Origin of the sequence: Actinoallomurus liliacearum (assembly GCF_039542035.1) — a bacterium.
Taxonomy (GTDB): domain Bacteria; phylum Actinomycetota; class Actinomycetes; order Streptosporangiales; family Streptosporangiaceae; genus Actinoallomurus; species Actinoallomurus liliacearum.
Genome location: NZ_BAABHJ010000002.1, coordinates 430813 through 453271, shown reverse-complemented (window position 1 = coordinate 453271; position 22459 = coordinate 430813). Strand labels below are relative to the sequence as shown.

Sequence of the window (22459 nt, the reverse complement as noted above, 5' to 3'; positions counted from 1 at the left end):
CCCCCTTCGCCCCGGGCCGCGAAGTCAGGGGGCGTCCGGCGCGTCGTAGGTCGCGCGGGCGGCGTGGACCTCGCCGATGTGCGTCTCGGCCCACTCCTTCGCCGCCTGGACGAGCGGCAGCAGGCTCATACCGAGCGGGGTCAGCTCGTAGTCGACACGGACCGGTACGGACGGAGTGACGGTGCGGGTCACCATGCCGTCCCGTTCGAGCGTCCGCAGCGTCTGGGTGAGCATCTTCTGGCTCACGCCCGCGATGGTCCGGCCCAGGTCGCTGTAGCGCCGTGGGCCGTCGGCCAGCGCGTTCAGGATGAGGGTGACCCACTTGTCGCTGATCCGGTCGAGCAGCTCCCGGGCGGGGCAGGTGGCGAGGTACGCGTCGAAGGCGGCGCGGGCCTCGGCCCGTTGCTCGGCGGCGGTCTGGGTCGGCATGGCTCTCCTGAGGGTGGCTTACGCACTTCCAGGTACGTACTTCCCGATAGAGAGTAGCAATCCGTAGGTTTCCGGTGTACCGCAAACCGACACACGGAGAAAGGACTACGCCATGCGCGCGGTCGTCGTTCGTTCCTACGGGGGCCCGGAGGCCCTGGAGCTCGCCGAGGTCCCGGTTCCCGAGCCGGGCTCCGGCCAGGTACGCGTCCGGGTCCGCGCCGCCGCCGTCAACCCCGTCGACGTCGCGGCCCGCGCCGGTCTTCTCGTCCAGGGCGGGATCATGGCGGCGCGCGAGGTGACCGGCCTCGGCTGGGACGTCGCCGGGGTCGTCGAGGCGACCGGCCCCGGCGTGGCCGGGTTCGCGCCGGGAGAGGAGGTCATCGGGCTGTCCGACCGGCTCGACCTGCCCCTGGGCACCCACGCCGACCAGGTCGTCCTCGACGCGGACGCCATCGCGCGCAGGCCGGCCGGGCTGTCCCCGGAGACGGCGGCCACCTTGCCGCTGAACGTCCTCACCGCCGACCAGGCCCTGGACCTCCTGGACCTCCGGGCCGGGCAGACCCTCCTGATCACCGGCGCGGCCGGTGCCGTCGGCGGGTTCGCCACCGAACTGGCCGCGCTGCGCGGGATCCGCGTCGTCGCGGTCGCGGGGGCGCAGGACGAGGAACCGGTCCGCGGGCTGGGCGCCGAGATCTTCGTACCCCGGACGCGGGAGCTGTCGGCGGCCGTCCGCTCGGTGGTGCCCGGTGGCGTCGACGCCGCGATCGACGCGGCCGTCGTCGGTCTCCCCGCGCTGGAGGCCGTACGCGGCGGCGGCGCGTTCGTGGCCGTCGTCGGCGGCGCGGCCCCGCCGGCGCTGCGCGGCACCCGGGTCGCCAACGTGTGGATCCGCGCCGACGGGCCGCGGCTGGCCGAGCTGGCGCTGCTCGCGGCCGACGGACGCCTTACGCCGCGGGTGGCCGGGACGTTCCCGCTGACCGAGGCGGCGACGGCCCACCGGCTCCTGGAGAAGAGCGGCCTGCGCGGCCGCCCGGTGCTCGTGCCCTGAGCCGGCGACCGCCCGCCGGGAACGGGTCCTCATCGCCGGGCGACCGGCCGAGCGCGATGTGCTCGGCCGGTCACGCGCCATGGGCGGCGGTTCAGGCCGGGACGGTGAGGGTGGCGGTGTAGCCGGATGTGGTGTTGCCGGTGACGGTGGCCAGCTGAGTGGCGTATCCGTCGCTGAAGACCATGTCGGTGTTCAGACTGACCCGGGACAGGTTCGAGGCGCTCGATCCGTAGCCGCTGGTGGCGTACACGGCCCGGCAGACGTCTGCGGGAAGGGCCAGCTGTGAGGTCTTCACGGGGTCGCCCGCGGCGGTGGCGTCGGCGAGGGTCCGGTAGATCTCGAAGTGGATGTGCGGCCATCGGCCGGAGTAGCACCCCGGGAAGATGCTGGTGAAGGTGACCAGACCGGAACTGTCGGCCACCTGGACGCCGCGCAGGTAATTGACGCTGCTCAGCCCGGAGGAGTAAAGCGAGTATCCGCCGGTGGCGTTGCAGTGCCACAGATAGACGGCGGCGCCGGGGAAAGGCGCGCAGGAGCTGGTCTCGATCGTGAGCTTGATCGTGAGGGGGACTCCGGTGGCGGTTCCGCTCAGGCCGCCGAAGCTGGAGCGGATGTCGCTGCGGACGATGCCGCTCTGCGTCAGCACGTTCGGCCCGTTGGAGCCGTCGGCGGGGTAGGGCCCGGCGGTCTCGCTGGGAATCTCCGTGCAGGCGGCCGCGGCGGCGTCGGCCCTGCCCGGCAGGGCGGATGCCATGGCCGCGAGGCCCGCGCCGCCCATGAGAAGGAGCGCCTTGCGTCGGCTTAACGTGCCCAGGTCGAACGAGAGACCTCGGTCGTGGTCGTGCAGTTCTTCAGCCATGACCGGGAGCGTAAAAGGTACCCGGCGGTGCGTGAAGACCCCTTTCCTGGGAGTTCCATGAAAAGATATCGATGCTTGATTAAAAGTTTATGAGAATCGAGTCGGGTTTCTTGACCGAATTAGTCAATCTTCTGTTCGAAGGATGGATAGGGAGCTCGGCGGTCAGTCCCGGTACGACTTCCGCTTCAGCCGAAAACTCACTTCGACCGTGAGTCCTCCTTCTGAGCGGGGATGCGCTGCGAGTCTGGCGCCGTGTGCTTTGGCGATGGCCAGCACGATGGCGAGACCGAGGCCATGTCCGTCGCGGTGTACCCGCTCCGTGCCGGCTTGGTGGAAGGGCCGGAAGAGGCGTTCGAGGTCCTGGCGGGGAATCGACGGGCCGGTGTTGCTGATCGCGATGTTCGCATGTTCCGTCGATGAGGTGGTCGAGACCGTGACGTGGCCCCTGGCGATGTTGTGGTGGAGGGCGTTGTCGAGGAGGTTCGCGATCAGACTGGTGACCAGTCGGGGATCTCCGACGGTTGGTGCGGGGGCGAGACCGGCCTCGATGCGGATGCCGCGGTGGTCCGCTTCGCGCCGGTGGCCCGAGATGACGCCCTGGGTGATCTCGGCGAGGTCGATCGGGTCCCAGCGTTCGACTCCCCGCTCGCCGGTCGCGAGGGTGAGCAGGGCCTCGATGAGCCGTTCTTGTTGGTCTCCGAGGCGGAGTGCCTCTTCGCAGGCGGCCCGCAGGCTTTCGGTATCGGCGGCGGGGTCGGCGAGAGCGACCTGGAGAAGCGTGCGCTGGCCGGCGAGGGGGGTGCGCAGTTCGTGGGAGGCGTTGGCCACGAAGTGGCGCTGGGCTTCGAAGGCGGCCTGAAGCCGTCCGAAGAGATCGTTGAGGGTCCTGCTGAGGTCGGTGAGCTCGTCAGCCGGGCCGGTGAGGTCGAGCCGTCGGTCCAGGTTGGTGGCGGAGATCTCCTGGGCGGTGGTGGTGATGACGCGCAGGGGGCGAAGGAATCTGCCGGCGAGCCACCAGGCTCCGGCCATGGCGATGGCCACGGCACCCAGGCCGATGGCGGCGGGACCGACGTCAAAGGTGCGGCCGCCGGTCGCCGGAGCGGCGGGGGTGCCGGCCGGGGCTCTTTGTTCGCTGTGGCCGTAGAGGAGGTTGGTGGCCAGCAGGACCGCTGCCAGCAGACCGAGAGCCAGGCCGGAGTAGAGCAGAGTGAGCTGCACCCGCAAGATGGGCCGGCGGCGCAGGAGGGACATGACGTTCTTCACCGGGCGCGTCACTGGTCTCCGATCCGGTAGCCGGCCTCGCGGATGGTGTGGATGAGGGGCGGGTCGCCGAGCTTGGCCCGCAGCCGGCGGATGGTCGTCTTGACCGCGGTGGTGAAGGGGTCGGCTGCCTCGTCCCAGACCCGTTCGAGGAGCTCTTCGGCGGAGACCACCCGGTCTCCTGCGGCGAGGAGGCATTCGAGGACCGCGAACTCCTTCGGGCTCAGCTCCAGGCGCCGTCCAGCACGGAAAGCGACCCGACGGCCGGGGTCGAGTGTGACGTCACCAGCGTGGAGGGTCGGTGGTGTCGCGGGCGCGGCTCGCCGCCCGAGAGCGCGGACACGGGCCACCAGTTCGGAGAAGTCGAACGGCTTGGGAAGGTAGTCATCGGCGCCCAATCCGAGGCCGTCGACGCGGTCCTTGACGGTGCCGGCGGCGGTGAGCATCAGTACGCGGCTGTTCGACCGTTTCGCGACGATCTGCCGGCACACCTCGTCTCCGTGGACCCCGGGCAGGTCCCGGTCGAGGACCACGACGTCGTATCGGGTGACAGCCAGGTGATCGAGCGCGTCGCTGCCGTCGAGGACGACGTCGACCGCCATGCCCTCGCGGCGCAGGCCGGTCCCGATCGAGCGTGCCAGGACCTCGAAGTCCTCGACGACGAGCACTCTCACGGCCGTTCTCCATTCGGGTTCCTACCTGTGGCGGCGAGGCCCGGTTCGGAACATCGACCACGTCGCTCTTCACGATGACAGGCACAGGGTGTCAGCCCGGTGTCGGCGGCTGCCACCGGGCTGACACCTGCCGTGCCGTACATCTGGTGGCGAAGACCATCCCCATGACCAAGGACGGACGAGCACGTGAGCGACGCAACGATCGAAGTCAGCGGCCTACGTAAACGCTTCGGGCCGACAGTCGCCCTCGACGGTATGACCTTCACGGTCACGCCCGGCACGGTGACCGGCTTCGTCGGCCCGAACGGTGCGGGCAAATCCACCACCATCCGGGTGATCCTCGGCCTGGACGCCCCAGACGAGGGCCACGCCCTGATCGGCGGAAGGCCTTACGCGCAGCTGCCGCACCCGCTGCACCACGTCGGTGCGCTGGTCGACGCCGCCGCCCTCCAGCCCAGCCGCACTGGGCGAAACCATCTGCTGTGGCTGGCCCACTCCCAGGGCATGTCCGCCGGCCCCGTCGACGCCGCGATCGAGCTCGTCGGGCTCGGCAGCGCGGCACGTCGGAAAGCCGGCGGCTACTCACTGGGTATGCGCCAACGCCTCGGCATCGCCGCGGCCATGCTCGGCGCCCCCCGGATGATCATCATGGACGAGCCGTTCAACGGCATGGACCCCGAAGGGATCATCTGGATGCGCGGGCTGCTGCGCTCCCTCGCCGCAGAGGGACGCGCCATCCTCGTCTCCAGCCACCTGATGGGCGAGCTGCAAGGTATCGCCGATCACGTCGTGGTGGTCGGCCGCGGCCGTGTACTCGCCGACGCCCGCGTCGAGGACCTGGTCGCCCGCGCCTCGGGCGACCAGGTCCGGCTGCGCACCTCGGCGCCGGCCGACGCTGCCGCGGCGCTGCACCGGTCCGCGACCGCCGCAACCGTCACCGACGCCCACACCGTCACCGTGTCCGGGGTCCCCGCGCAGCGCGTCGTGGAAATCCTCAGCCAAGCGGGCGTGCCCTTCTCCGAGGTCACCACGCACCGGGCGACGCTCGAAGACGTCTACCTTCAGCTCACCAGCAGCGAGACCGAGTACCAGGCCGGCACCTTGCACCGGGAGGCGCGACGATGACCACCACCGCAGCGCCCCGCCCGACCGCCCAACCTGAGCGGGAGAGCTTTCGGCCGGTTCTTCGGGCGGAGTGGACCAAGTTCCGCACGATCCGGGGCTGGCTGATCGGCCTGGGCGTCGCCGTCGTGCTGTGCACCACGTTCACGTTCCTTGTCGCCAACGGTACCCACGAAGGCACCTGCACCGGCACCGGCTCGACCTGTCAGTCTGGTCATCCCTACGTGGCGACCGGACCGGACGGCGAAGCGGTCGCTGACAGCTACCAGTTCGTTGAGCAACCGCTCACCGGCGACGGCACGATCACCGCGCAGGTCCGCTCACTCACCGGGGTGACCTCGTCCAACCCGACCAACGTCGCCCCGTCACTCGCCCAGACCCGCCCCGGCCTAGCGGCCTGGGCGAAGGCCGGGATCCTCCTGCGGCCGAGCACCAAGCAAGGATCGCCCTACGCCGCAGTCATGGCGACCGGCGCTCACGGCGTCCGCTTCCAGGACAACTACACCCACGACCAGGCCGGCCGGCCCGGGCCGGTCTCCGACACCTCGCCACGCTGGTTGCGGCTGACCCGGACCGGCGACACGCTCACCGGCTACGACTCCACCGACGGCACGGCCTGGACCAAGATCGGCGCCGCGCGCCTGGCGGGGCTTCCCTCCACCGTGCATGTCGGGCTGTTCGTCACCTCGCCCGTGTCGTTCGATCGTTCAAGCAGTGGATTCGCCACCCAGGCCACCGCCACCTTCGATCACGTCACCCAAGGCGCCTGGCGCGAGCAGAGCATCGGCGCTCAGGACTTCTACCCGAAACTGCCAGGCGGCAGCTACCACCGCACCGGCAGCTCCTTCGTCCTGCGCGGCTCCGGTGACATCGCCCCCGCCGTGGTGGAAGGGCTCCTCGGCACCGACACCCCCTCCAGCACCATCGTGTTCGGGCTCATCGTCGGCCTGATCGCGATCATCGTGGTCGCCACGATGTTCATCACCGTCGAGTACCGCCGCGGCCTGATCCGCACCACCTTCGCTGCCACCCCGCACCGGCATCGCGTGCTCGCGGCCAAGGCAGTCGTCATCGGCGCCGCTGCCTTCGTCATCGGAGCACTCGCCGCTGCGGTCGCCGTCCCCCTCGGCGAGCACATCCTCAAAGCGAACGGCGCCTACGTCTTCCCGGTCAGCACTCCCACCATGGCGCGCATCATCGCCGGCGCCGGCGCGCTGGTCGCCGTCACCGCCGTCGCCGTCCTCGCCGCCGGCACCATCGTCCGGAAGAGCGCCGGTGCCGTCACGGCAGGCATCGTCGTGTTCGTCCTGCCATACATCATCGGCTCATCGATGTCCGGTGGCGCTGAGCAGTGGCTGTTCCGCCTCACTCCAGCCGCCGGCTTTTCCGTCCTGGGCGCTCTCCCCAGATCTGCGCAGGTCGCCTACCCCTACACCATGGCAAACGGCTACTATCCGCTCTCTTGGTGGGCCGGCCTTGCCGTGTTGTGCGCCTACGCCGCCCTCGCCCTCGGCATCGCCGCCGTCACGCTGCGCCGGAGAGACGCATGATCGACGCGCTGCGAGCCGAATGGACCAAACTGCGCACCTTGACCAGCACGGCCTGGCTCCTCATCGGCGCCGTCGTCCTGACCGTCGCGGTCAGCGCCGGCATCGCCGCCACCACCCACGTATCCTCCGACCGCGGGCAGGACCCCACCAAACTCGCCCTGACCGGCATCACTCTCGGCCAGGCGGTCGTTGCCGTCCTCGGCGTCCTCGCCGTCTCGGAAGAGTACGGCAACGGCATGATCCGCCTCACCCTCACCGCCATGCCCCGTCGCGTGGTCGTCTTGGCCGCCAAAGCCGTCAACGTCGCCGGCCTCACCCTCCTCGCCGGACTGCTCGCCGTCGCCGGTTGCCTGCTCATCGGGCGACTGATGCTCCCCGGCGCCGGCCTCGACCCAGCTCACGGCTACGCACTCATCTCGATCAGCCACGGGCCTACTCTGCGGGCCGCCGCCTGCGGCGGCCTCTACCTCATGCTCATCGCCCTGCTCGCCCTCGGCGTCGCCACCGCCATCCGCGAGACCGCCGTCTCGATCGGAGCCGTCCTCGCCCTGCTCTACCTGCCCCCGATCCTCGCCCAAGCCGTCGCCGACCCGCTGCGACGACACCTCGAACAGATCGCCCCCATGACCGCCGGGCTGGCCGGCCAGGCCACCACCAACCTCAGTTCCCTCCCTATCGCCCCTTGGACCGGCCTCGGAGTCCTCGGCGGGTGGGCGGTCGCCGCGCTCTTCATCGCCGGACTCCTGCTCCGGCGGCGCGACGCCTGAGCGGTCGCCTGCGACCTGGAACGCGAAGGCCCGCCGGGAGCGGGTGCTCCCGGCGGGCCTTCGTACGGTCGGCTCGGTCCGCTCAGCTGGCGAAGTCGAGCAGCGGCTGGGCGTTGCTCGGGTGCCGCAGCTTGGACAGCGACTCCTTCTCGAGCTGACGGATCCGCTCACGGGTCAGCCCGAGGTGCTTGCCGATCTCGTCCAGCGTGCGCGGCGTGCCGTCGTACAGCCCGAACCGCATCGCCATGATCTTCTCTTCCCGCGGGGAGAGCACCGACAGGGCGCGGCGCAGCTGGTCGGCCATCAGCTGGCGGTCGACCAGTTCGGACGCCTCCGGGCTGTCGGTGTCCTCGATGAGGTCGCCGATGCGCGTCTCGCCGTCCTCGCCGATCGTCGAGTCCAGGCTGATCGGCTGGCGGCTGGTCCGCAGCAGCTCCTGGACCTGGGCGGGGCTCTTGTCGAGCTCCTCGGCCAGCTCCTCCGGAGTGGGCTCGCGGCCCAGACGCTGGTGCATGTCCCGCTCGACGCGGCTGAGCTTGCTCAGCATCTCCAGGACGTGAACCGGCAGCCGGATCGTGCGGGCGGAGTCGGCGAAGCCACGCTGAATGGCCTGCCGGATCCACCACATCGCGTAGGTGGAGAACTTGTAACCCTTGGTGTAGTCGAACTTCTCCACCGCGCGGATCAGGCCGAGGTTGCCCTCCTGCACCACGTCGAGCAGGGACAGGCCGCGGTCGGCGTACTTCTTCGCCACCGAGACGACGAGCCGCAGGTTGGCCTCGAGCATGTGGGCCTTGGCCCGGCGGCCGTCCTCGGCGACCAGCTCGAGATCATCGCGGTCGTCCTCGGAGAGCCCGGTCTCGGTCTCGAGCTTGTGCTCGGCGTAGAGTCCGGCCTCGATGCGCTTGGCGAGCTCGACCTCCTGCGCGGCGGTGAGCAGCTGCCGGCGGCCGATCGCCTTGAGGTAGGTGTGCACCGAGTCGCCCATGACCGAGGACTGGTCGTCCAGGTCGGTCGGGGCGTCGACCTCGTAGTCATCGGACTCGAGCTCGGCGGCGGGAACGTCCACCGCGTCGGGGTCGGCCGGGTGCTCGGATCCGGTCTCGGCCCGCGGCGCCTCGGCCTCGGCGGCCTTCGCCTTGCCCGCGGTCCTGCTCTTGGCGCGGGCGGGCTTGGCCTTCTTGACAGTGGCCGTACCCTTCTTGGTGGACGCGGCCTCGGTCTTGTCCTCGCTGGCCAGTCGGACTCCGGCGTCGGTCAGCTGGCGAATGATGGAGCGGCCCTGCGTGGGGGTGATGCCGGCTTCCTGGAAGGCATTGCGCACCTCGTCCAGCGAGAGGTGCCCCTGAGAACGGCCACGGTCGAGAAGCTCCTCGAAGGGCGTCAGCCCTGCGGGCATGGTCGCAGCAGCGGTTCGCGGCATGAGGACACCTCCCTCCCTTCGTGTCCTAGCGGTATGGGACGTATGTCGTCTGCTTGCGCGCGCACTATCGGAAACGCACGATCGTGGCCGGGTTGTTCCCGCAGAGCGGAAACTTTCACGTGTGCACGCGCCCGGGTACGGCAAAGCCCCCCTCGCCTGCCAGCCGCACAGGCTATCAGCACCCCGCCCGACCTGCGGGGTAAGCGCCTCCGCGGGTCGTCACCAGGTGTGACCAAGACCACTCCGCGTGGCCGGCCTCAGCGATGGGTGCGGATCGTCGCGATCTTCGACGTGCACGTGGTGATCGTGCCACGAGTGCCGCAGGTCCAGTGGCCGATGACCACCAGGCCGGCCGTGCCCTCCGCCGGAGTGTCGGGGTCGTTGTACTTCTCGAAGACGCTCATCGCCTCGACGCAGCTCGTCCGGCCGCGTACGACCTGGACCGTGGCACGGCCTCCGGTCACGGTGGTGACCTGGCCGCACTCCGTGCCGGGACGGGCGAGCCGCGGCCGGCCGGTGGGGGACGGTGACGGGGTCGGGATCACCAGGGACCGGGTCGGCCGCGCCTGCGGATGGCGCTCACTCGCGCAACCCGCGACGGCGACCAACATCAACAGGGCGAATGCAGGGCGTACCACCACGACGACGGATTCTCCCAGAGCCGCAGGGCCCGCCGGGCCGCGGCGTCGCGCGGGCGGTTACCTCGATCAGTAGAAGAATTCACCATTTTTTGGCGGTTCGGGGCTTCAACGGCGCCCTGACAAGGCTGATCATGACGGGTGACCGTCCCCCTGACAAGGAGGCTCCGTGCACACCCGCCAACGCTCTCGCTCCACCTGGCCGGTCCGGTTCGCCGTCACCGTCGCGGCGACCGCATCCGTGGCCGGCGTGGTCGGCGTCACCCACGCCGGCGCGTCGGTCTACGGCTCCTGCACGATCTCGCGGTGCGCCGACGCCCGTTCGGCCGACTCGATCTGGGCGTCCAAGGGCTATCCCACGACCAGCGGCTGGTACTCCTGGCCGGACGGCAAGTACAACTACACCGGCGGCCGGTTCTACAACCGGGAGGGCGAACTGCCCAGCGGCGCGACCTACTACGAGTACGACGTGTACTCCCGCGCGAAGGGCGCCGCGCGCGACGCGTACCGGATCGTGGTGAACCGCAGCACCGGCGTGACCTGGTTCTCGCCGAACCACTACACCGACTTCTACCAGCTGTAGGCGCGTCCGGCGGGTCGCCGCCCGCCACGGACGGGATCCACCGGACACGCCCTCGGCGTCAACCCCGGCGCAGGCGCTCGAGGTCGGGTTTGCCGGAGGGGAGCAGCGGCAACTCCTCGACGAGCTCGAGCCGGCGCGGCGCCGCGTACGCGGGGAGCTCCGTGCGGACCCGGGCGCGGAGCTCCTCCAGGTCCGGCGGATCGTCGCCGGGGACGACGACGGCCGTCACCCGCTGGCCCCACTCGGGATCGTCGCGCCCCACGACGGCGACGTCCCGTACGCCGGGATGCCGGGCCAGCACCGCCGCGACCTCGCCCGCCACGACCTTCTCCCCGCCGGTGACGATGACGTCGTCGGCCCGGCCCCGTACCCGCAGCCGCCCGTCCTCGAGCACGCCGAGATCCTGGGTGACGAACCACGCGCCGTCCCGTACGGCGGCGGTCAGCTCGGGCCGCAGCCGGTAGCCGCCGAACAGCACCGGGCCGGCCAGCCGGATGCGCCCGTCGGCGCCGATCTCGACGGACACGCCGTCGAGGGGGACGCCGTCGTAGACGCAGCCGCCGCAGGTCTCGCTCATCCCGTACGTCGTGAAGACCCGGCCACCGCGCGAGCGGGCCGTCGCCACGAGGTCGGGCGGCGGCGCCGCCCCGCCGAGCAGGATCGACCGGAAGCCGCGCAGGTCGACGTCGGCGTCGATGAGGCGGCGTAGCTGGGTCGGCACGACCGAGATGTGGGCCGCGCCGGATCCCGCGACCTCTGACACGTCGAAGCGCGGGTGTATCACCGGGTCGGTGCCGGCGACCAGGGACCGGATGAGGACCTGGACGCCCGCGATGTGGCTGGTCGGCAGGCAGCACAGCCAGCGGTCGCCGGGCTCGGCGCCGATCCGCGACAGCGTCGCCGAGGCGGAGTGCCGGAGCGCCGTCGCCGCCAGCTCCACGACCTTCGGGGCGCCGGTCGATCCGGACGTGGCGATCAGCACCGCCGTGTCGTCGGCCACCGCCGGCCCCGGCGCGCAGCCGGTACCGCAGTCGTACCGCCGTTTTCCGTCGGCGGTCTCCACCCAGGCCGGGCGGAGCGCGTCGAGCAGCCGGGTCAGGGCGGGGGCGGGCAGCTCGGGGGAGAGCGGGCAGATCGCCGGGCCGGTGCCGTCGAGCGCCGCCTCCAGGCGGCGGAACAGCGACGGGCCGGGCGGCAGGATGACGGCGTGCAGGCTTCGGCTCATGACGCCGATCAGCCTAGTGCAGTGACGGAACTTGATTGATCATTCAAATTACTATGTAAAGGCGGCCACCGTGTCGGCGACGACCCCGGACACCGACTACGGAACCGGACCGCCGACGCGCTTGAATAGAGCGGGCGCCGACAGGCAGCGGGCCGCCGGCGGGCTGGAAAGGAACACCGAATGGTCTCCGAGCTGTTCGACCCGGACGCGTGGAAGGCGGTCGAGGGCTTCGACTTCACCGACATCACGTACCACCGGGCGGTGGACCAGGGCACGGTGCGCATCGCGTTCGACCGGCCCGAGGTCCGCAACGCGTTCCGGCCGAACACCGTCGACGAGCTCTACCGCGCGCTCGACCACGCCCGGATGTCCAGCGACGTCGGGTGCGTGCTGCTCACCGGCAACGGCCCGTCCCCGAAGGACGGCGGGTGGGCGTTCTGCTCGGGCGGTGACCAGCGGATCCGCGGCCGGGACGGCTACCGGTACGCCGAGGGCGAGACGGCCGACACCATCGACCCCGCACGCGCGGGCCGGCTGCACATCCTGGAGGTGCAGCGGCTGATCCGCTTCATGCCCAAGGTCGTCATCTGCGTCGTCCCCGGCTGGGCGGCCGGCGGCGGGCACAGCCTGCACGTCGTCGCGGACCTGACCCTGGCCAGCCGCGAGCACGCGCGGTTCAAGCAGACCGACGCGGACGTCGCCAGCTTCGACGGCGGCTTCGGCTCGGCCTACCTGGCCCGGCAGGTGGGGCAGAAGTTCGCCCGGGAGATCTTCTTCCTGGGCGACACGTACGACGCCGAGGCGGCGCACCGCATGGGCATGGTCAACGCCGTCGTGCCGCACGCCGAACTCGAGCGGACCGCGCTGGAGTGGGCGCGGAAGATCAACGGCAAGAGCCCGACCGCGCAGCGGATGCTGAAGTACTCCTTCAACCTCATCGACGACGGTCTGGTCGGCCAGCAGGTCTTCGCCGGTGAGGCGACCCGCCTGGCGTACATGACCGACGAGGCCGCCGAGGGGCGCGACTCCTTCCTCGAGAAGCGTGCGCCCGACTGGTCCCGCTTCCCCTGGTACTACTGACCTCCCGGCTCCGCCCCGCGGCCCGCACGCGGGGCGCCGGAGCCGCCCGGACCTCCGAGATCGTCGGCCCCGGTACCGACCGGCCCGTGCACGAGCGGGGGACACGCGGCCCTAAGGTAATGCGGGAAGCAGCGTCTCCGGACAGGGGGGTCAGGCCATTGCGCGTGTTCGCCATCCCGATGCGCACGCGGTTTCGCGGGGTGACACGGCGAGAGGGAATGCTGGTGCGGGGCCCTGCCGGATGGGGGGAGTTCTCCCCTTTCCCGGAGTACGGCCCGAAGGAGTGCGCCCGCTGGCTCGCCGCGGCCCGCGAGGCGGCGCATGACGGATGGCCCGCGCCACTGCGGTCCCGGATCCCGGTCAACGTCACGGTGCCGGCGGTCGACGCCGACACCGCCCACCGGATCGCCGCCGCGTCCGGCTGCCGTACGGCCAAGGTGAAGGTCGCCGAACCCGGGCAGCCGGAGGCCGACGACCTCGCGCGCGTCGAGGCGGTCCGCGACGCGCTCGGCCCCGGCGGGAAGGTCCGGGTGGACGCGAACGGCGCCTGGGACCCCGACACCGCCGTCCGCATGCTGCGGCTCCTCGGCGAGCTGGAGTACGCCGAGCAACCCTGCGCGACGCTGGACGAGCTCGCCGCCGTACGCCGCCGCGTCGAGACGCCGATCGCCGCGGACGAGTCGATCCGCCGTGCCGAGGACCCGCTGCGGGTCCGTGCCGCCGAGGCCGCCGACGTCGTCGTGCTCAAGGTGCAGCCCCTGGGCGGGGTACGCGCCGCGCTGCGCGTCGCCGAGGCGTGCGGGCTGCCGGTGGTCGTCTCCAGCGCGGTGGAGACCTCGGTCGGGCTCGCCGCGGGCGCGGCGCTGGCCGCCGCGCTGCCCGAACTGCCCTACGCCTGCGGGCTCGGCACCCTGTCGCTGCTGGAGGGCGACGTCGTGGCCGACCCGCTCACGGTGACCGACGGCGCGATCGACGTGCGCCGTCCCGAGGTGGACGAGGACGCCTTGCGGCGATACGAGGTGGACGGCGCGGCCTGGCGACGGCGCGCGGGTGACGCGCAACGGGAGCTGGGCGGGGCGCCACTGGTGACGGACGCAGAGGCGGCTCGATGAACCCGGCGACCGCGCTGGCGACCGTACTGGTCGACGAGCTGACGCGCTGCGGGATGACCGACGCCGTCCTGGCGCCGGGTTCCCGGTCCGCGCCGCTGGCCCTGGCGTTGTACCAGCAGTCGAAGATCCGGCTGCACGTGCGGATCGACGAGCGGTCCGCGTCGTTCCTGGCGCTCGGCATCGCCAAGCGCAGCGGCCGCCCGGTCGCGGTGATCTGCACGTCGGGGACGGCGGCCGCCAACTTCCACCCGGCCGTGGTCGAGGCGCACGAGGCCGGGGTGCCGCTGCTGATCCTGACCGCCGACCGGCCGCCGGAGCTGCGCTACACCGGCGCGAACCAGACGGTCGACCAGGTCAAGCTGTACGGCACGGCGGTGCGCTGGAGCTGTGAGGTCGGCACACCGGAGGAGCGTCCGGGCATGGTGGCGTACTGGCGGTCGCTGGCCAGCCGCGCCTGGCATGCGGCGCAGCAGCCCGACCCCGGCCCGGTCCACCTGAACCTCGCGTTCCGCGAGCCGCTGATCCCCGACGGGGACGAGGACTGGTGCGAGCCGCTGGACGGCGACGTCACCGGCGCCTGGACCAAGGTGCGCGCGGCGACGCCCGGCTCGGTGCTGCACGTGCCCCCGACCCGCCGCGGCGTCCTCGTCGTCGGCGACGGCGCGGTCAACGTCAAGCGCTACGTCGCGGCGGCGTCGATGGCGGGCTGGCCCGTGCTGGCCGAGCCGAACGGCAACGCCCGCTACGGCGACCACGCCCTGTCGGCGCACCACTTCCTGCTCGGCGTGCCCGAGTTCGTCGACCGGCACCACCCGGACGTCGTCGTCACGCTGGGCAAACCAGGGCTGTCGCGGCCGCTGCTGTCGTTCCTGCGCCGCGCCGAGCAGCACGTCGTCGTCTCCCCGTCGCTGGCGCGCTGGCCGGACCCGGTCCGGTCGGCCACGCAGGTGGCGCAGGAGGCGGAGATCCCGGTCGTGTCGGGCGACGACTCGTGGCTGAAGTCCTGGCGGACCGCCGACCTGATCGCGCGCAACGCGGTCGACTCGGTCCTGGACGCCACCGACGAGCTGACCGAGCCGAGGCTCGCCCGGGACCTCGTCGCGGCCATCCCCGGCGGCTCGCTGCTGCTGGCGGCGGCGAGCATGCCGATCCGCGACCTGGACCAGACGATGCACCCGCGCCGGGGCATCCGCATCCTCGCCAACCGCGGGGCCAGCGGCATCGACGGCCTCGTCTCGACGGCGATGGGCGCCGCGCTGGCGCACGGCAACCGCGCCTACGCCCTGCTGGGCGACCTGGCCTTCCTGCACGACCAGAACGGCCTGGTCATCGGGCCGCAGGACCAGCGGCCCGACCTGGCCATCATCGTGATCAACAACGTCGGGGGCGGGATCTTCTCGCTGCTGCCGCAGGCGTCGTTCCCCGAGCCGTTCGAGCGGGTGTTCGCCACGCCGCACCAGGTGGACATCGCCTCGATCGCGGCGGCGCACGGCATCCCGTACGCCCGGCTCGAGTCGCTGAACGACCTGTCCAAGGTCGTGGCCAAGGAGGGTCTGCGGATCGTGGAGGCACGGACCGACCGCGCGGCCAACGCCGAGTTCCACGCCCGGATGCGCGAGGCGGCGCAGGACGCGGTCCGGTCGCTCCTCGGCGTCTGAGACCCTCCGGTGCTCAGCCGGTCTCGTACGCCTTGGCCTGCAGGGTGAACAGCTCGGCGTAGCCGCCGCCGCGGGCGAGCAGGGTCTCGTGGTCGCCCACCTCGGTGATCCGGCCGCCCGCCAGCACGATGATCAGGTCGGCGGTGCGCGCGGTGGAGAACCGGTGGGAGATGAGCAGGGTGACGCCGCCGGCCCGGCGTCCGGACCGGGACAGCTCGGCGAACCGGGTGAACAGCTCGGCCTCGGCGGCGGGATCCAGGCTCGCGGTCGGCTCGTCCAGGACGGTCAGCAGGGGGTCGGTCCGCATCAGGCCGCGGGCGAGCGCGATCCGCTGCCACTGCCCGCCGGAGAGCTCCTTGCCGCCGGTGAACCAGCGGCCGAGGGGAGTGGCGAGACCCTGGGGCAGCCGGGCCGGCAGGTCCTCGGCCCCCGCGGTGGCCAGCGCGGCGCCTACCGCGGCCTCGTCCTCGATCCGGGGCAGGTCGCCGATGCCGACGGCCTCACGGGCGATGAGGTTGGGGCGGACGAAGTCCTGGAACACCGCCGTGGTCCGCGTGCGCCACCGGTCGGGGGAGATGCCGGCCAGGTCGGCGCCGTCGACCAGGATCCGCCCGGCGGTCGGCCGGTACATCCCGGTCAGCAGCTTGACCAGCGTCGTCTTGCCCGCGCCGTTCTCCCCGACGATCGCGACGGTCGCCCCGGCGGGCAGGTCCACGGTGAGGTCCTGAAGGACGTCCTCGGCCGCTCCCGCGTAGCGGAAGCCCACGCCCTCCAGGCGGAGGCCCGTGCGGAGACGGTCGGGCACCGGCGCCGCGGCGGGCATTCGGGTCTCCTTCTCGACGTAGTCCTCGAGCCAGACGAGCCGCCGGGCGGTGCGGACGGCCGTGGCGAGGGACCCGGCGGTGTCGGAGGCGCCGGCGATCTGGCGCTGGGCGCGTCGCATCAGGCTCACGGCCATGACGACCTGCCCGGGGGAGGTGTGCCCGTGCGCCGCCCGCAGTACCAGCACGATGATGACGCCGACGAAGGCGACGGCGTACCCGGTCCAGCCCAGCGCCTCCCACGCCGCGCCGCGGATCGCGCCCCGGACGTCGCGCCGGCGGGCGTCCTCGGTGAGCGCGGCGTGGCGGGCGGCCAGCGCGTCGGTGACGCCGTACGTGCGCAGTTCCTTGGCGGTCTCGGCCGTGGTGGCGAGCGTGAACAGGTCGCCGATCAGCCGCCGGACCGGGGCGAGCTCGTCGCCGGCGCGGGCCTGGACGCGCCCGGCCCGCCGGTCGGCCAGCGCCGGGATCAGCCCGAACAGCGGCACGAGCATGACCGGTGGGTACACGGTCGCCAGCAGCAGCATGATCACGCCACCCCGGATGGCCACCTGCCACGCCCGGAGCAGCTGCCGGGGCGCGGCCGCCAGGCTCCGGCGGTCGTCGCGAAGCTGGTCGACCTCCGACAGCAGCTCCTTGCGTTCGAAGTGCTCCAGCCGGGGAGCGGTGCTCAGCAGCAGCGCGACGCGCTCGGAGACGAACAGGTTGAGGCGGTCGGTGAGCGTCCAGTTCCCGGTGACCGACAGCGTGGTGAGCGTCGTCGCCACGGTGAAGAGGATCGCCACGACGGCCACACCGAAGGTGATCTCATCGGAGCGGTGCGCGAGCGCCCCGTCGACCATGTAGTGGAAGCCGAGGGGGAAGGTGGCCGAGGCGACGGCCCCGGCGGTGGCCGCCGCGAACGCCCACAGCAGCGTCATGGGCGCCGCCCGCCAGGCGGTGCCGATCAGGGTCGTGAGGGCGGAAGTGCCTTTCACCGGCGTGCCTCCCGGCTCGGTGCGAAACGGGCGGCCTGGAGCCGGAACATCTCGGCGTACGTGCCACCGGCCCGCAGCAGCTCGTCGTGGCTCCCGGACTCGGTGATGCGGCCGCCGTCGAGGACGGCGATCCGGTCCGCCCGGCGGACCGTCGAGAAGCGGTGCGAGATGATCAGGCTGGTGACGCCCTCGGTGATGGTCAGGAAGCGGTCGTAGAAGCGGGCCTCGGCGCGCACGTCGAGCTGTGCGGTCGGTTCGTCGAGGACGAGGACGCCCGCGCCTCGCTCGACGGCGTACAGCGCCCGTGCGAGGGCGATCCGCTGCCACTGCCCGCCGGACAGGTCCCGGCCGCCGTCGTACTGTGCGGACAGGATGGTGTCCCACCCGTCCGGGAGGCCCTCGATCGGTTCGACTGCGCCGGCCCGGCGCGCCACCGCCGCCAGGACCTCCGGGTCGGCGGCCTCGCCGGACAGGGCCATCGTGACGTTCTCGCGGGCGGTGAGCGGCAGTCGGGTGAAGTCCTGGAAGACCGCGGCGACGTGCCGTTGCCAGTCCCGTACCGGGAACTCCTCCAGGGGGACGCCGTCCACGAGCACGCGGCCCGCGGTCGGCGTGCGCAGGGCCGCCAGCAGCGAGATGAGGGTGCTCTTCCCGGCCCCGTTGACGCCGACGACGGCCAAGGAGCGGCCCGCCTCCAGCACCAGGTCCAGATCCTGCAGCACGTCCCGATCGGCGCCGGGATAGCGGAACGAGACGCCCTCGAACCGGATCTCCCGGTGCGGTCGCCCGGCCACGGCGCGCCCGCCGCCCGCGGGCACGGGGGCGGGCCGCAGGTCGGTGGTCAGCGCGTCCAGGTCGGGGACGGACGACAGCATGGTCTCCAGCGCGATGTCGGCCGCCGTCAGCCCGCCGACCTGCATCGTGGCGGGCAGCATGGTCAGCATCGTGACGAGCGTGCCCAGCGGCAGCGTGTGACGGTACGCGGCCGTGCCCAGGGTGACGGCGGCGGTGCCGTATCCGGCCAGGATCAGCACGGTGGACATGGCGATCCGGCCGTTCAGCCGCCGTATCTCCTCGCCGGCGGGCCGCATCGCCTCGGCGTTGTGCTCCCGGTAGTTGCCGACGAGCCAGGGGCCGAGGCCGAACACCCGGACCTCCTTGGCGGCGGCCGGGCGGAAGGCCAGGTGAATGTAGTACCAGCTGCGCCGCAGCGGTTCGGTGGCCTTGCGGAACGTCGCGATCCGCGCCCGGACCAGCGCCCGCAGCGGCCGCCGGACCATTAGCCACATGACGAACAGGCCCAGCCCGAGCCACCACCGGAAGCCGGCCAGGACGGCACAGGCGACCACGCCCGAGAGCCGGTCGCCGAGCTGACCGATCAGCGTCATCGCCGCCCCGGCGGGCTGGTAGGCGGACAGCTCGCCGCGCGCGGACGCCAGCCGGTCGAGCACGGCCGGGTCCTCCAGGTGCGTGATCCCGGCGGGCGCGCAGACCGCCTCGATCAGCCGTGCCTGCTGCAGGGCGCTCATCCTCGCCTGGACCATCGCGGTCAGGACGTCCTCGGCGGGGCCGCGCAGCAGCGACAGCGCGTACAGCAGGCCGGCCACGGTCAGGCGGGTCAGCAGCACCTCCCCGTCGTGTCCGCCCAGCCCGGACCGTGCGGCCGCCGGAACCGCGCCGACGGTCCGGCCCATGGCGATCAGGACGAGATTGGGGATGAGTCCCTCGGCGAGCATGAAGACGACGGCGCCGGTCAGCAGGCCGGGCGAGCCGACGGCCAGCGTCTTCAGCACGCGGTAGCGCGGCGAGTCCCGCAGTGCCGCCGGCGGCCTCACGGGGCGACCGCCTGGTCGTCGTCCCACGAGACCAGCGACTCCATCAGCTCACCGGCCAGCCGCAGCAACTCCCGCTCGGTCGGGGTCAGCCGCTCCTCCATCCGGCGGGCCAGCCAGTCGGTCCTCGGCCGCAGATGGTCGTCCAGGCGCCCCCGGCCCGCCTCGGTCAGCCTGATCCGCAGCCGTCTGCGGTCGTCCTGATCGGGGACCCGGTCGATCAGGCCCTCCTCCTCCAACCGGGACAGCGTCCGCGTCATCGTCTGCGGCTCGACCTTCTGCAACTCGGCCAGCGTCCCGGGCGTCAGGGCCCCCGCCCGGTCCAGGTGGGACAGCACGCCGACCATCGACAGGCTCAGCCCGTCGCGCGGCCGCTCGGCCCGCATCCGTTGCGCCAGGCTGTTCGCCGCCCGAGCGACCACTTCTGCTACCTCATCCATGGCGGCAGAATATAGTTCGTAACTGCGTACGAGTACTACCGATTTTTTGGCTTATACGGCCGGAGTATGTTCGCTGCTGCGTACCGTCAGCCCGACGAGTCGCCGATCCGGACGTCGTGGTCGGCTCCGTCGGCGGCGAAGGTCAGGAGCCGGGCGCCCTCCTCGAGCAGCGCCGTACGGTCCCGGGCGGACAGCGGCGCGTACGGCTCGACGGTGAGGACGGCGCGGTCGCGCTCGCCTGTGATCCGCCAGGTGCCGTGGACGAAACCGTCGATGAGGAACGTCGGCCGGGGGGAGTCATTCGGAGTGGCGAGCCGGCCGCGGTGGTCATCGGAGAGGACGCGCGTACGGTCCGCGTGCGACCGGAGCAGGTTGTCGTACTCGGGAAGGAAACGGGGCGGAGCGGGCGTCTCCGGGTCGGGCCGCGGTGCGTCGGGCAGGTCGAGCAGTTCGGTGCCGTTCTCGTCGCGGAAGGACAGCAGGCGCGGCCGGAGCCGGTCGATCACCTGGCGTTGCCGGGTCAGACCGGACCAGGTCTGCAGGTCCTTGACGGAGGCCGGCCCGTACGCGGCCAGGTAACGGAGCACCAGGTCCTCCGGCGAGGGGTCCGACGACAGCGACCGGCCCAGCCAGGCCTCGGCCGACGTGTGCACGGCCTGCCCGCCCCGGCCCCAGACGCCCCGGGGCGGCAGTTGCACGAGCGGCACCCGGGTGCGCACGACCGCCGTGAGCGCGCCGGGGTCGCGGTCCGGCAGGGCGTCGCCGAGCGTCGCGCCGAGGTCGGCGAAGGTGCGAGGCCGTTCCTCGACCAGCGTCCGGCCGAGGGCCGCGACCTCCTCGAGGTCCAGCTCGGCCAGGTGCCGGCCGTATCCCGTTCTGAGGGCGCGGTCGAGCAGGGGCTGGACGAGCGGACGCAGTTCCAGGCAGTCGGCCGCGCTGACGAGGTGGATGGTCCCGCGGATCAGCGTGCTGCGGACGAGGTCGCGGCCGTTGATCCCATCGGCGAGCTCGTCGGTCCGGAACCCGGCCAGCCGGGTCCACAGCCCGACGTACGGCGCCAGCGGCGCCTGGGCCTGCATCGCGACCAGACGCTCGACCGCTCGGACCGCCGGCAGGGCCTGGCGAGCGAGCAGCAACTGGCGGGCGAGCAGCGCCCGGTTCAGCGCCCGGCGGCCGAGGACGTCTCCCGCCTCCGCGGTGGGGGACGGCGCCGGTCCGGGGGAACGAAGCATCTCCATGGCCGACACCGTACGGGGGAATGCGGCCGGTTTCCGGCCGCAATGATCACTCGGTCACCGGTTGCGGAACCTGCCCAGGTCGACCCGGAGGGTGGCGCGGAGGGCGGCGGTGTCCTCGTCGGTCCAGCCGTGGCGTTCGAGCCAGCCGAGGGGGCCGTCGTAACGTTCGTCGATGACCGCGAGGAACTTCTCCATCGTCTGCGGGTGCGGCATGTGCGTGTCGGCGGGCCGGGAGTCGAGGTCCTGGGCGTAGACGGGGCTGGAGCGCAGGCGGGCGAGGATGGCCTCCAGACGTTCGCCGGTCGCCGCGTAGTCGGCGACGATCTCCTCACGGGGCACGCCCGCGACGTGCAGGGCGAAGGCGACGACGACGCCGGTGCGGTCCTTTCCCGCGGCGCAGTGCACGATCGACGTGCCGCCGGGGACGACGCGGAGCGCGCCCACGACAGAGTCGGGGCGGTCGGCGAGGTAGCCGAGGTAGTGCCCGACGGATCGGTCGCTCTCCGGGCCGGCCTCCTGGCGGCTCTGCCAGGGCAGGATCTTGTCGGTGTCGAGCGAGTCGGCCTCGACGTCGGTGAACCGGCCGCCCTCGGTGAACAGGGACAGGTGGTGGATCGTGACCGTGGGCACGTCGGTCAGCGGACCGGGGCCCGTGAGGTTCACCTCGGCCTCGCTGCGCAGGTCGACGACGTTGCGCAGGCCCAGGTCCGTGACCAGGCGATGGACGTCGGCCGGGGTGAGGTCCTGCAGGTTGTCCGAGCGCAGCAGCGCGCCGGGACGGATGGCCCCGCCGTCGGCCGTGGGCAGGCCGCCCAGGTCCCGGACGTTGACCGCGCCCTCCAGTTCGATCCATTTGCTCATGGTCTGGACCTTATCCGGCGTGGATGACCGTTCCACGTCGCGAGGGCGCGCGCCGATCGGCGGAGCGGTGACGGGTTTGGAGACAATTACGGGGTGACGACCGAGTACAGCGGTAGCGGAGATCCCACGCGGACCATGGAGCTGTTGTGGGGTGCCCGGCCACGTCCCCGGAGAGGCCCGAGACCGCGGCTGACCACCGAGCAGATCACCCGGGCGGCCATCGAGGCGGCCGACGCCGAGGGACTGGCCGCGCTGTCGATGCGGCGGGTCGCCGAACGGCTGGGCGTCGGTGCCATGTCGCTCTACACGTACGTCCCCGGCAAGGCGGAGCTGGTCGACCTGATGGTCGACGCCGTCTACGGCGAGCGATCGGGTTCGGTCGAGACGTCCGGTGGCTGGCGGGAGCGGCTCGCGGGGGTGGCCCGCGCCAACTGGGCGCTGCACCGCCGGCACCCCTGGATGCTGCAGGTCGCGACGGTCCGCCCCGCCCTCGGGCCGAACGCGCTGGCGAAGTACGACGAGGAGCTGCGTGCCGTCGAGGGGATCGGCCTGACCGACGTGGAGATGGACGGGGTGCTCACCCTCGTCCTGCAGCACGTGGTGAGCTCGGCGCGCCTGCTGGTCGAGGCGGCGGAGGCACAGAGCCGTACGGGCATGACCGACGGGGAGTGGTGGGCGGCGCACGCCCCGCTGCTGGCGGAGGTCTTCGAGGCCGACCGGTACCCGGTCGCCGCCCGCGTGGGGGCCGCCGCGGGCGAGGCTCACCAGGCCGCCCTCAGTCCCGAGTACGCCTTCGAGTTCGGTCTCGCCCGGATCCTCGACGGAGTCGGCGCGCTCGTGGAGTCCCGTTCGGTCTGAGGAG

21 protein-coding genes are annotated in these 22459 nt (G+C 72.1%); 9 read left to right on the top strand and 12 right to left on the bottom strand.

What is annotated here, in order from left to right; translation table 11 throughout:
* Nucleotides 1–24 precede the first annotated feature (24 nt).
* Nucleotides 25–429 (bottom strand): winged helix-turn-helix transcriptional regulator, encoded by a 405-nt coding sequence (locus tag ABD978_RS04720; RefSeq protein WP_345348846.1) that lies wholly within the window; start codon nucleotides 427–429, stop codon nucleotides 25–27.
* Nucleotides 430–541: 112 nt separating this feature from the next.
* Between ABD978_RS04720 and ABD978_RS04715 the strand changes: the two genes are divergently transcribed.
* On the top strand, nucleotides 542–1477 hold the full coding sequence (locus ABD978_RS04715; RefSeq protein ID WP_345348843.1) for an NADP-dependent oxidoreductase: 936 nt from the start codon (nucleotides 542–544) through the stop codon (nucleotides 1475–1477).
* A gap of 91 nt (nucleotides 1478–1568) precedes the next feature.
* On the opposite strand, the gene ABD978_RS04710 is transcribed toward ABD978_RS04715, so the two are convergent.
* The 3 genes from ABD978_RS04710 to ABD978_RS04700 form a co-directional block, all read right to left on the bottom strand.
* Nucleotides 1569–2336, bottom strand: coding sequence for a dioxygenase family protein (locus ABD978_RS04710; protein ID WP_345348840.1), 768 nt, complete (start codon nucleotides 2334–2336; stop codon nucleotides 1569–1571).
* Nucleotides 2337–2498: 162 nt separating this feature from the next.
* A complete protein-coding gene (locus tag ABD978_RS04705) occupies nucleotides 2499–3611 on the bottom strand; it encodes a sensor histidine kinase (RefSeq protein ID WP_345348837.1) in 1113 nt (370 codons plus the stop codon).
* Entirely contained in the window at nucleotides 3608–4270 is a 663-nt protein-coding gene (locus ABD978_RS04700) for a response regulator transcription factor (protein ID WP_345348834.1), read from the bottom strand. Before ABD978_RS04700 ends, ABD978_RS04705 begins: the two co-directional genes overlap by 4 nt.
* Nucleotides 4271–4525: 255 nt before the next feature.
* On the opposite strand from ABD978_RS04700, the gene ABD978_RS04695 reads away from it, so the two are divergent.
* Genes ABD978_RS04695 through ABD978_RS04685 form a run of 3 tightly spaced genes read left to right on the top strand, consistent with a single transcriptional unit; the run spans nucleotide 4526 to nucleotide 7709 of the window.
* Nucleotides 4526–5395 carry an ATP-binding cassette domain-containing protein gene (locus tag ABD978_RS04695; RefSeq protein ID WP_345348831.1) on the top strand — a complete coding sequence of 290 codons (870 nt, stop codon included), beginning with the start codon at nucleotides 4526–4528 and terminating at the stop codon, nucleotides 5393–5395.
* Nucleotides 5392–6942 (top strand): ABC transporter permease subunit, encoded by a 1551-nt coding sequence (locus tag ABD978_RS04690; protein ID WP_345348828.1) that lies wholly within the window; start codon nucleotides 5392–5394, stop codon nucleotides 6940–6942. The genes ABD978_RS04695 and ABD978_RS04690 overlap by 4 nt, the downstream gene beginning before the upstream one ends.
* The gene (locus tag ABD978_RS04685) at nucleotides 6939–7709 is read left to right on the top strand and encodes an ABC transporter permease (RefSeq protein WP_345348825.1); all 771 of its coding nucleotides are present in this window, start codon (nucleotides 6939–6941) and stop codon (nucleotides 7707–7709) included. The genes ABD978_RS04690 and ABD978_RS04685 overlap by 4 nt, the downstream gene beginning before the upstream one ends.
* Nucleotides 7710–7791: 82 nt before the next feature.
* Here ABD978_RS04685 and ABD978_RS04680 read toward each other — a convergent pair whose 3' ends face one another.
* Both ABD978_RS04680 and ABD978_RS04675 read right to left on the bottom strand, forming a co-directional pair.
* Nucleotides 7792–9132: an RNA polymerase sigma factor gene (locus ABD978_RS04680; RefSeq protein ID WP_345348822.1), complete on the bottom strand. Its 1341-nt coding sequence runs from the start codon at nucleotides 9130–9132 to the stop codon at nucleotides 7792–7794.
* A gap of 257 nt (nucleotides 9133–9389) precedes the next feature.
* Nucleotides 9390–9773, bottom strand: a complete 384-nt coding sequence (locus ABD978_RS04675) for a hypothetical protein (protein WP_345348819.1) — start codon at nucleotides 9771–9773, stop codon at nucleotides 9390–9392.
* Between the two features lie 166 nt (nucleotides 9774–9939).
* On the opposite strand from ABD978_RS04675, the gene ABD978_RS04670 reads away from it, so the two are divergent.
* Entirely contained in the window at nucleotides 9940–10353 is a 414-nt protein-coding gene (locus tag ABD978_RS04670) for a ribonuclease domain-containing protein (protein WP_345348816.1), read from the top strand.
* A gap of 58 nt (nucleotides 10354–10411) precedes the next feature.
* Here ABD978_RS04670 and ABD978_RS04665 read toward each other — a convergent pair whose 3' ends face one another.
* A complete protein-coding gene (locus ABD978_RS04665; protein ID WP_345348813.1) occupies nucleotides 10412–11578 on the bottom strand; it encodes an AMP-binding protein in 1167 nt (388 codons plus the stop codon).
* Between the two features lie 180 nt (nucleotides 11579–11758).
* Here ABD978_RS04665 and ABD978_RS04660 point away from each other — a divergent pair, with 180 nt between their 5' ends.
* The 3 genes from ABD978_RS04660 to menD all read left to right on the top strand — a co-directional run bounded on the left by ABD978_RS04660 (nucleotide 11759) and on the right by menD (nucleotide 15428).
* On the top strand, nucleotides 11759–12658 hold the full coding sequence (locus ABD978_RS04660) for a 1,4-dihydroxy-2-naphthoyl-CoA synthase (protein ID WP_252781354.1): 900 nt from the start codon (nucleotides 11759–11761) through the stop codon (nucleotides 12656–12658).
* A gap of 119 nt (nucleotides 12659–12777) precedes the next feature.
* Nucleotides 12778–13770, top strand: coding sequence for an o-succinylbenzoate synthase (locus tag ABD978_RS04655; protein ID WP_345348808.1), 993 nt, complete (start codon nucleotides 12778–12780; stop codon nucleotides 13768–13770).
* On the top strand, nucleotides 13767–15428 hold the full coding sequence (menD, locus tag ABD978_RS04650) for a 2-succinyl-5-enolpyruvyl-6-hydroxy-3-cyclohexene-1-carboxylic-acid synthase (protein WP_345348805.1): 1662 nt from the start codon (nucleotides 13767–13769) through the stop codon (nucleotides 15426–15428). Before ABD978_RS04655 ends, menD begins: the two co-directional genes overlap by 4 nt.
* Before the next feature lie 13 nt (nucleotides 15429–15441).
* Here the strand turns inward: menD and ABD978_RS04645 are convergent, their stop codons facing one another.
* From ABD978_RS04645 to ABD978_RS04625, 5 genes are all read right to left on the bottom strand, one after another.
* On the bottom strand, nucleotides 15442–17226 hold the full coding sequence (locus ABD978_RS04645; RefSeq protein ID WP_345348802.1) for an ABC transporter ATP-binding protein: 1785 nt from the start codon (nucleotides 17224–17226) through the stop codon (nucleotides 15442–15444).
* On the bottom strand, nucleotides 17223–19061 hold the full coding sequence (locus ABD978_RS04640; protein ID WP_345348799.1) for an ABC transporter ATP-binding protein: 1839 nt from the start codon (nucleotides 19059–19061) through the stop codon (nucleotides 17223–17225). Before ABD978_RS04640 ends, ABD978_RS04645 begins: the two co-directional genes overlap by 4 nt.
* A complete protein-coding gene (locus tag ABD978_RS04635) occupies nucleotides 19058–19498 on the bottom strand; it encodes a MarR family winged helix-turn-helix transcriptional regulator (RefSeq protein ID WP_345348796.1) in 441 nt (146 codons plus the stop codon). Before ABD978_RS04635 ends, ABD978_RS04640 begins: the two co-directional genes overlap by 4 nt.
* Before the next feature lie 86 nt (nucleotides 19499–19584).
* Complete coding sequence (locus ABD978_RS04630) at nucleotides 19585–20736, bottom strand: winged helix DNA-binding domain-containing protein (RefSeq protein ID WP_345348793.1); 1152 nt, start codon at nucleotides 20734–20736, stop codon at nucleotides 19585–19587.
* 54 nt (nucleotides 20737–20790) lie between these two features.
* Complete coding sequence (locus ABD978_RS04625) at nucleotides 20791–21597, bottom strand: tyrosine-protein phosphatase (protein WP_345348790.1); 807 nt, start codon at nucleotides 21595–21597, stop codon at nucleotides 20791–20793.
* Between the two features lie 93 nt (nucleotides 21598–21690).
* Between ABD978_RS04625 and ABD978_RS04620 the strand changes: the two genes are divergently transcribed.
* Nucleotides 21691–22455, top strand: coding sequence for a TetR/AcrR family transcriptional regulator (locus tag ABD978_RS04620; protein ID WP_345348787.1), 765 nt, complete (start codon nucleotides 21691–21693; stop codon nucleotides 22453–22455).
* Nucleotides 22456–22459: the final 4 nt, after the last annotated feature.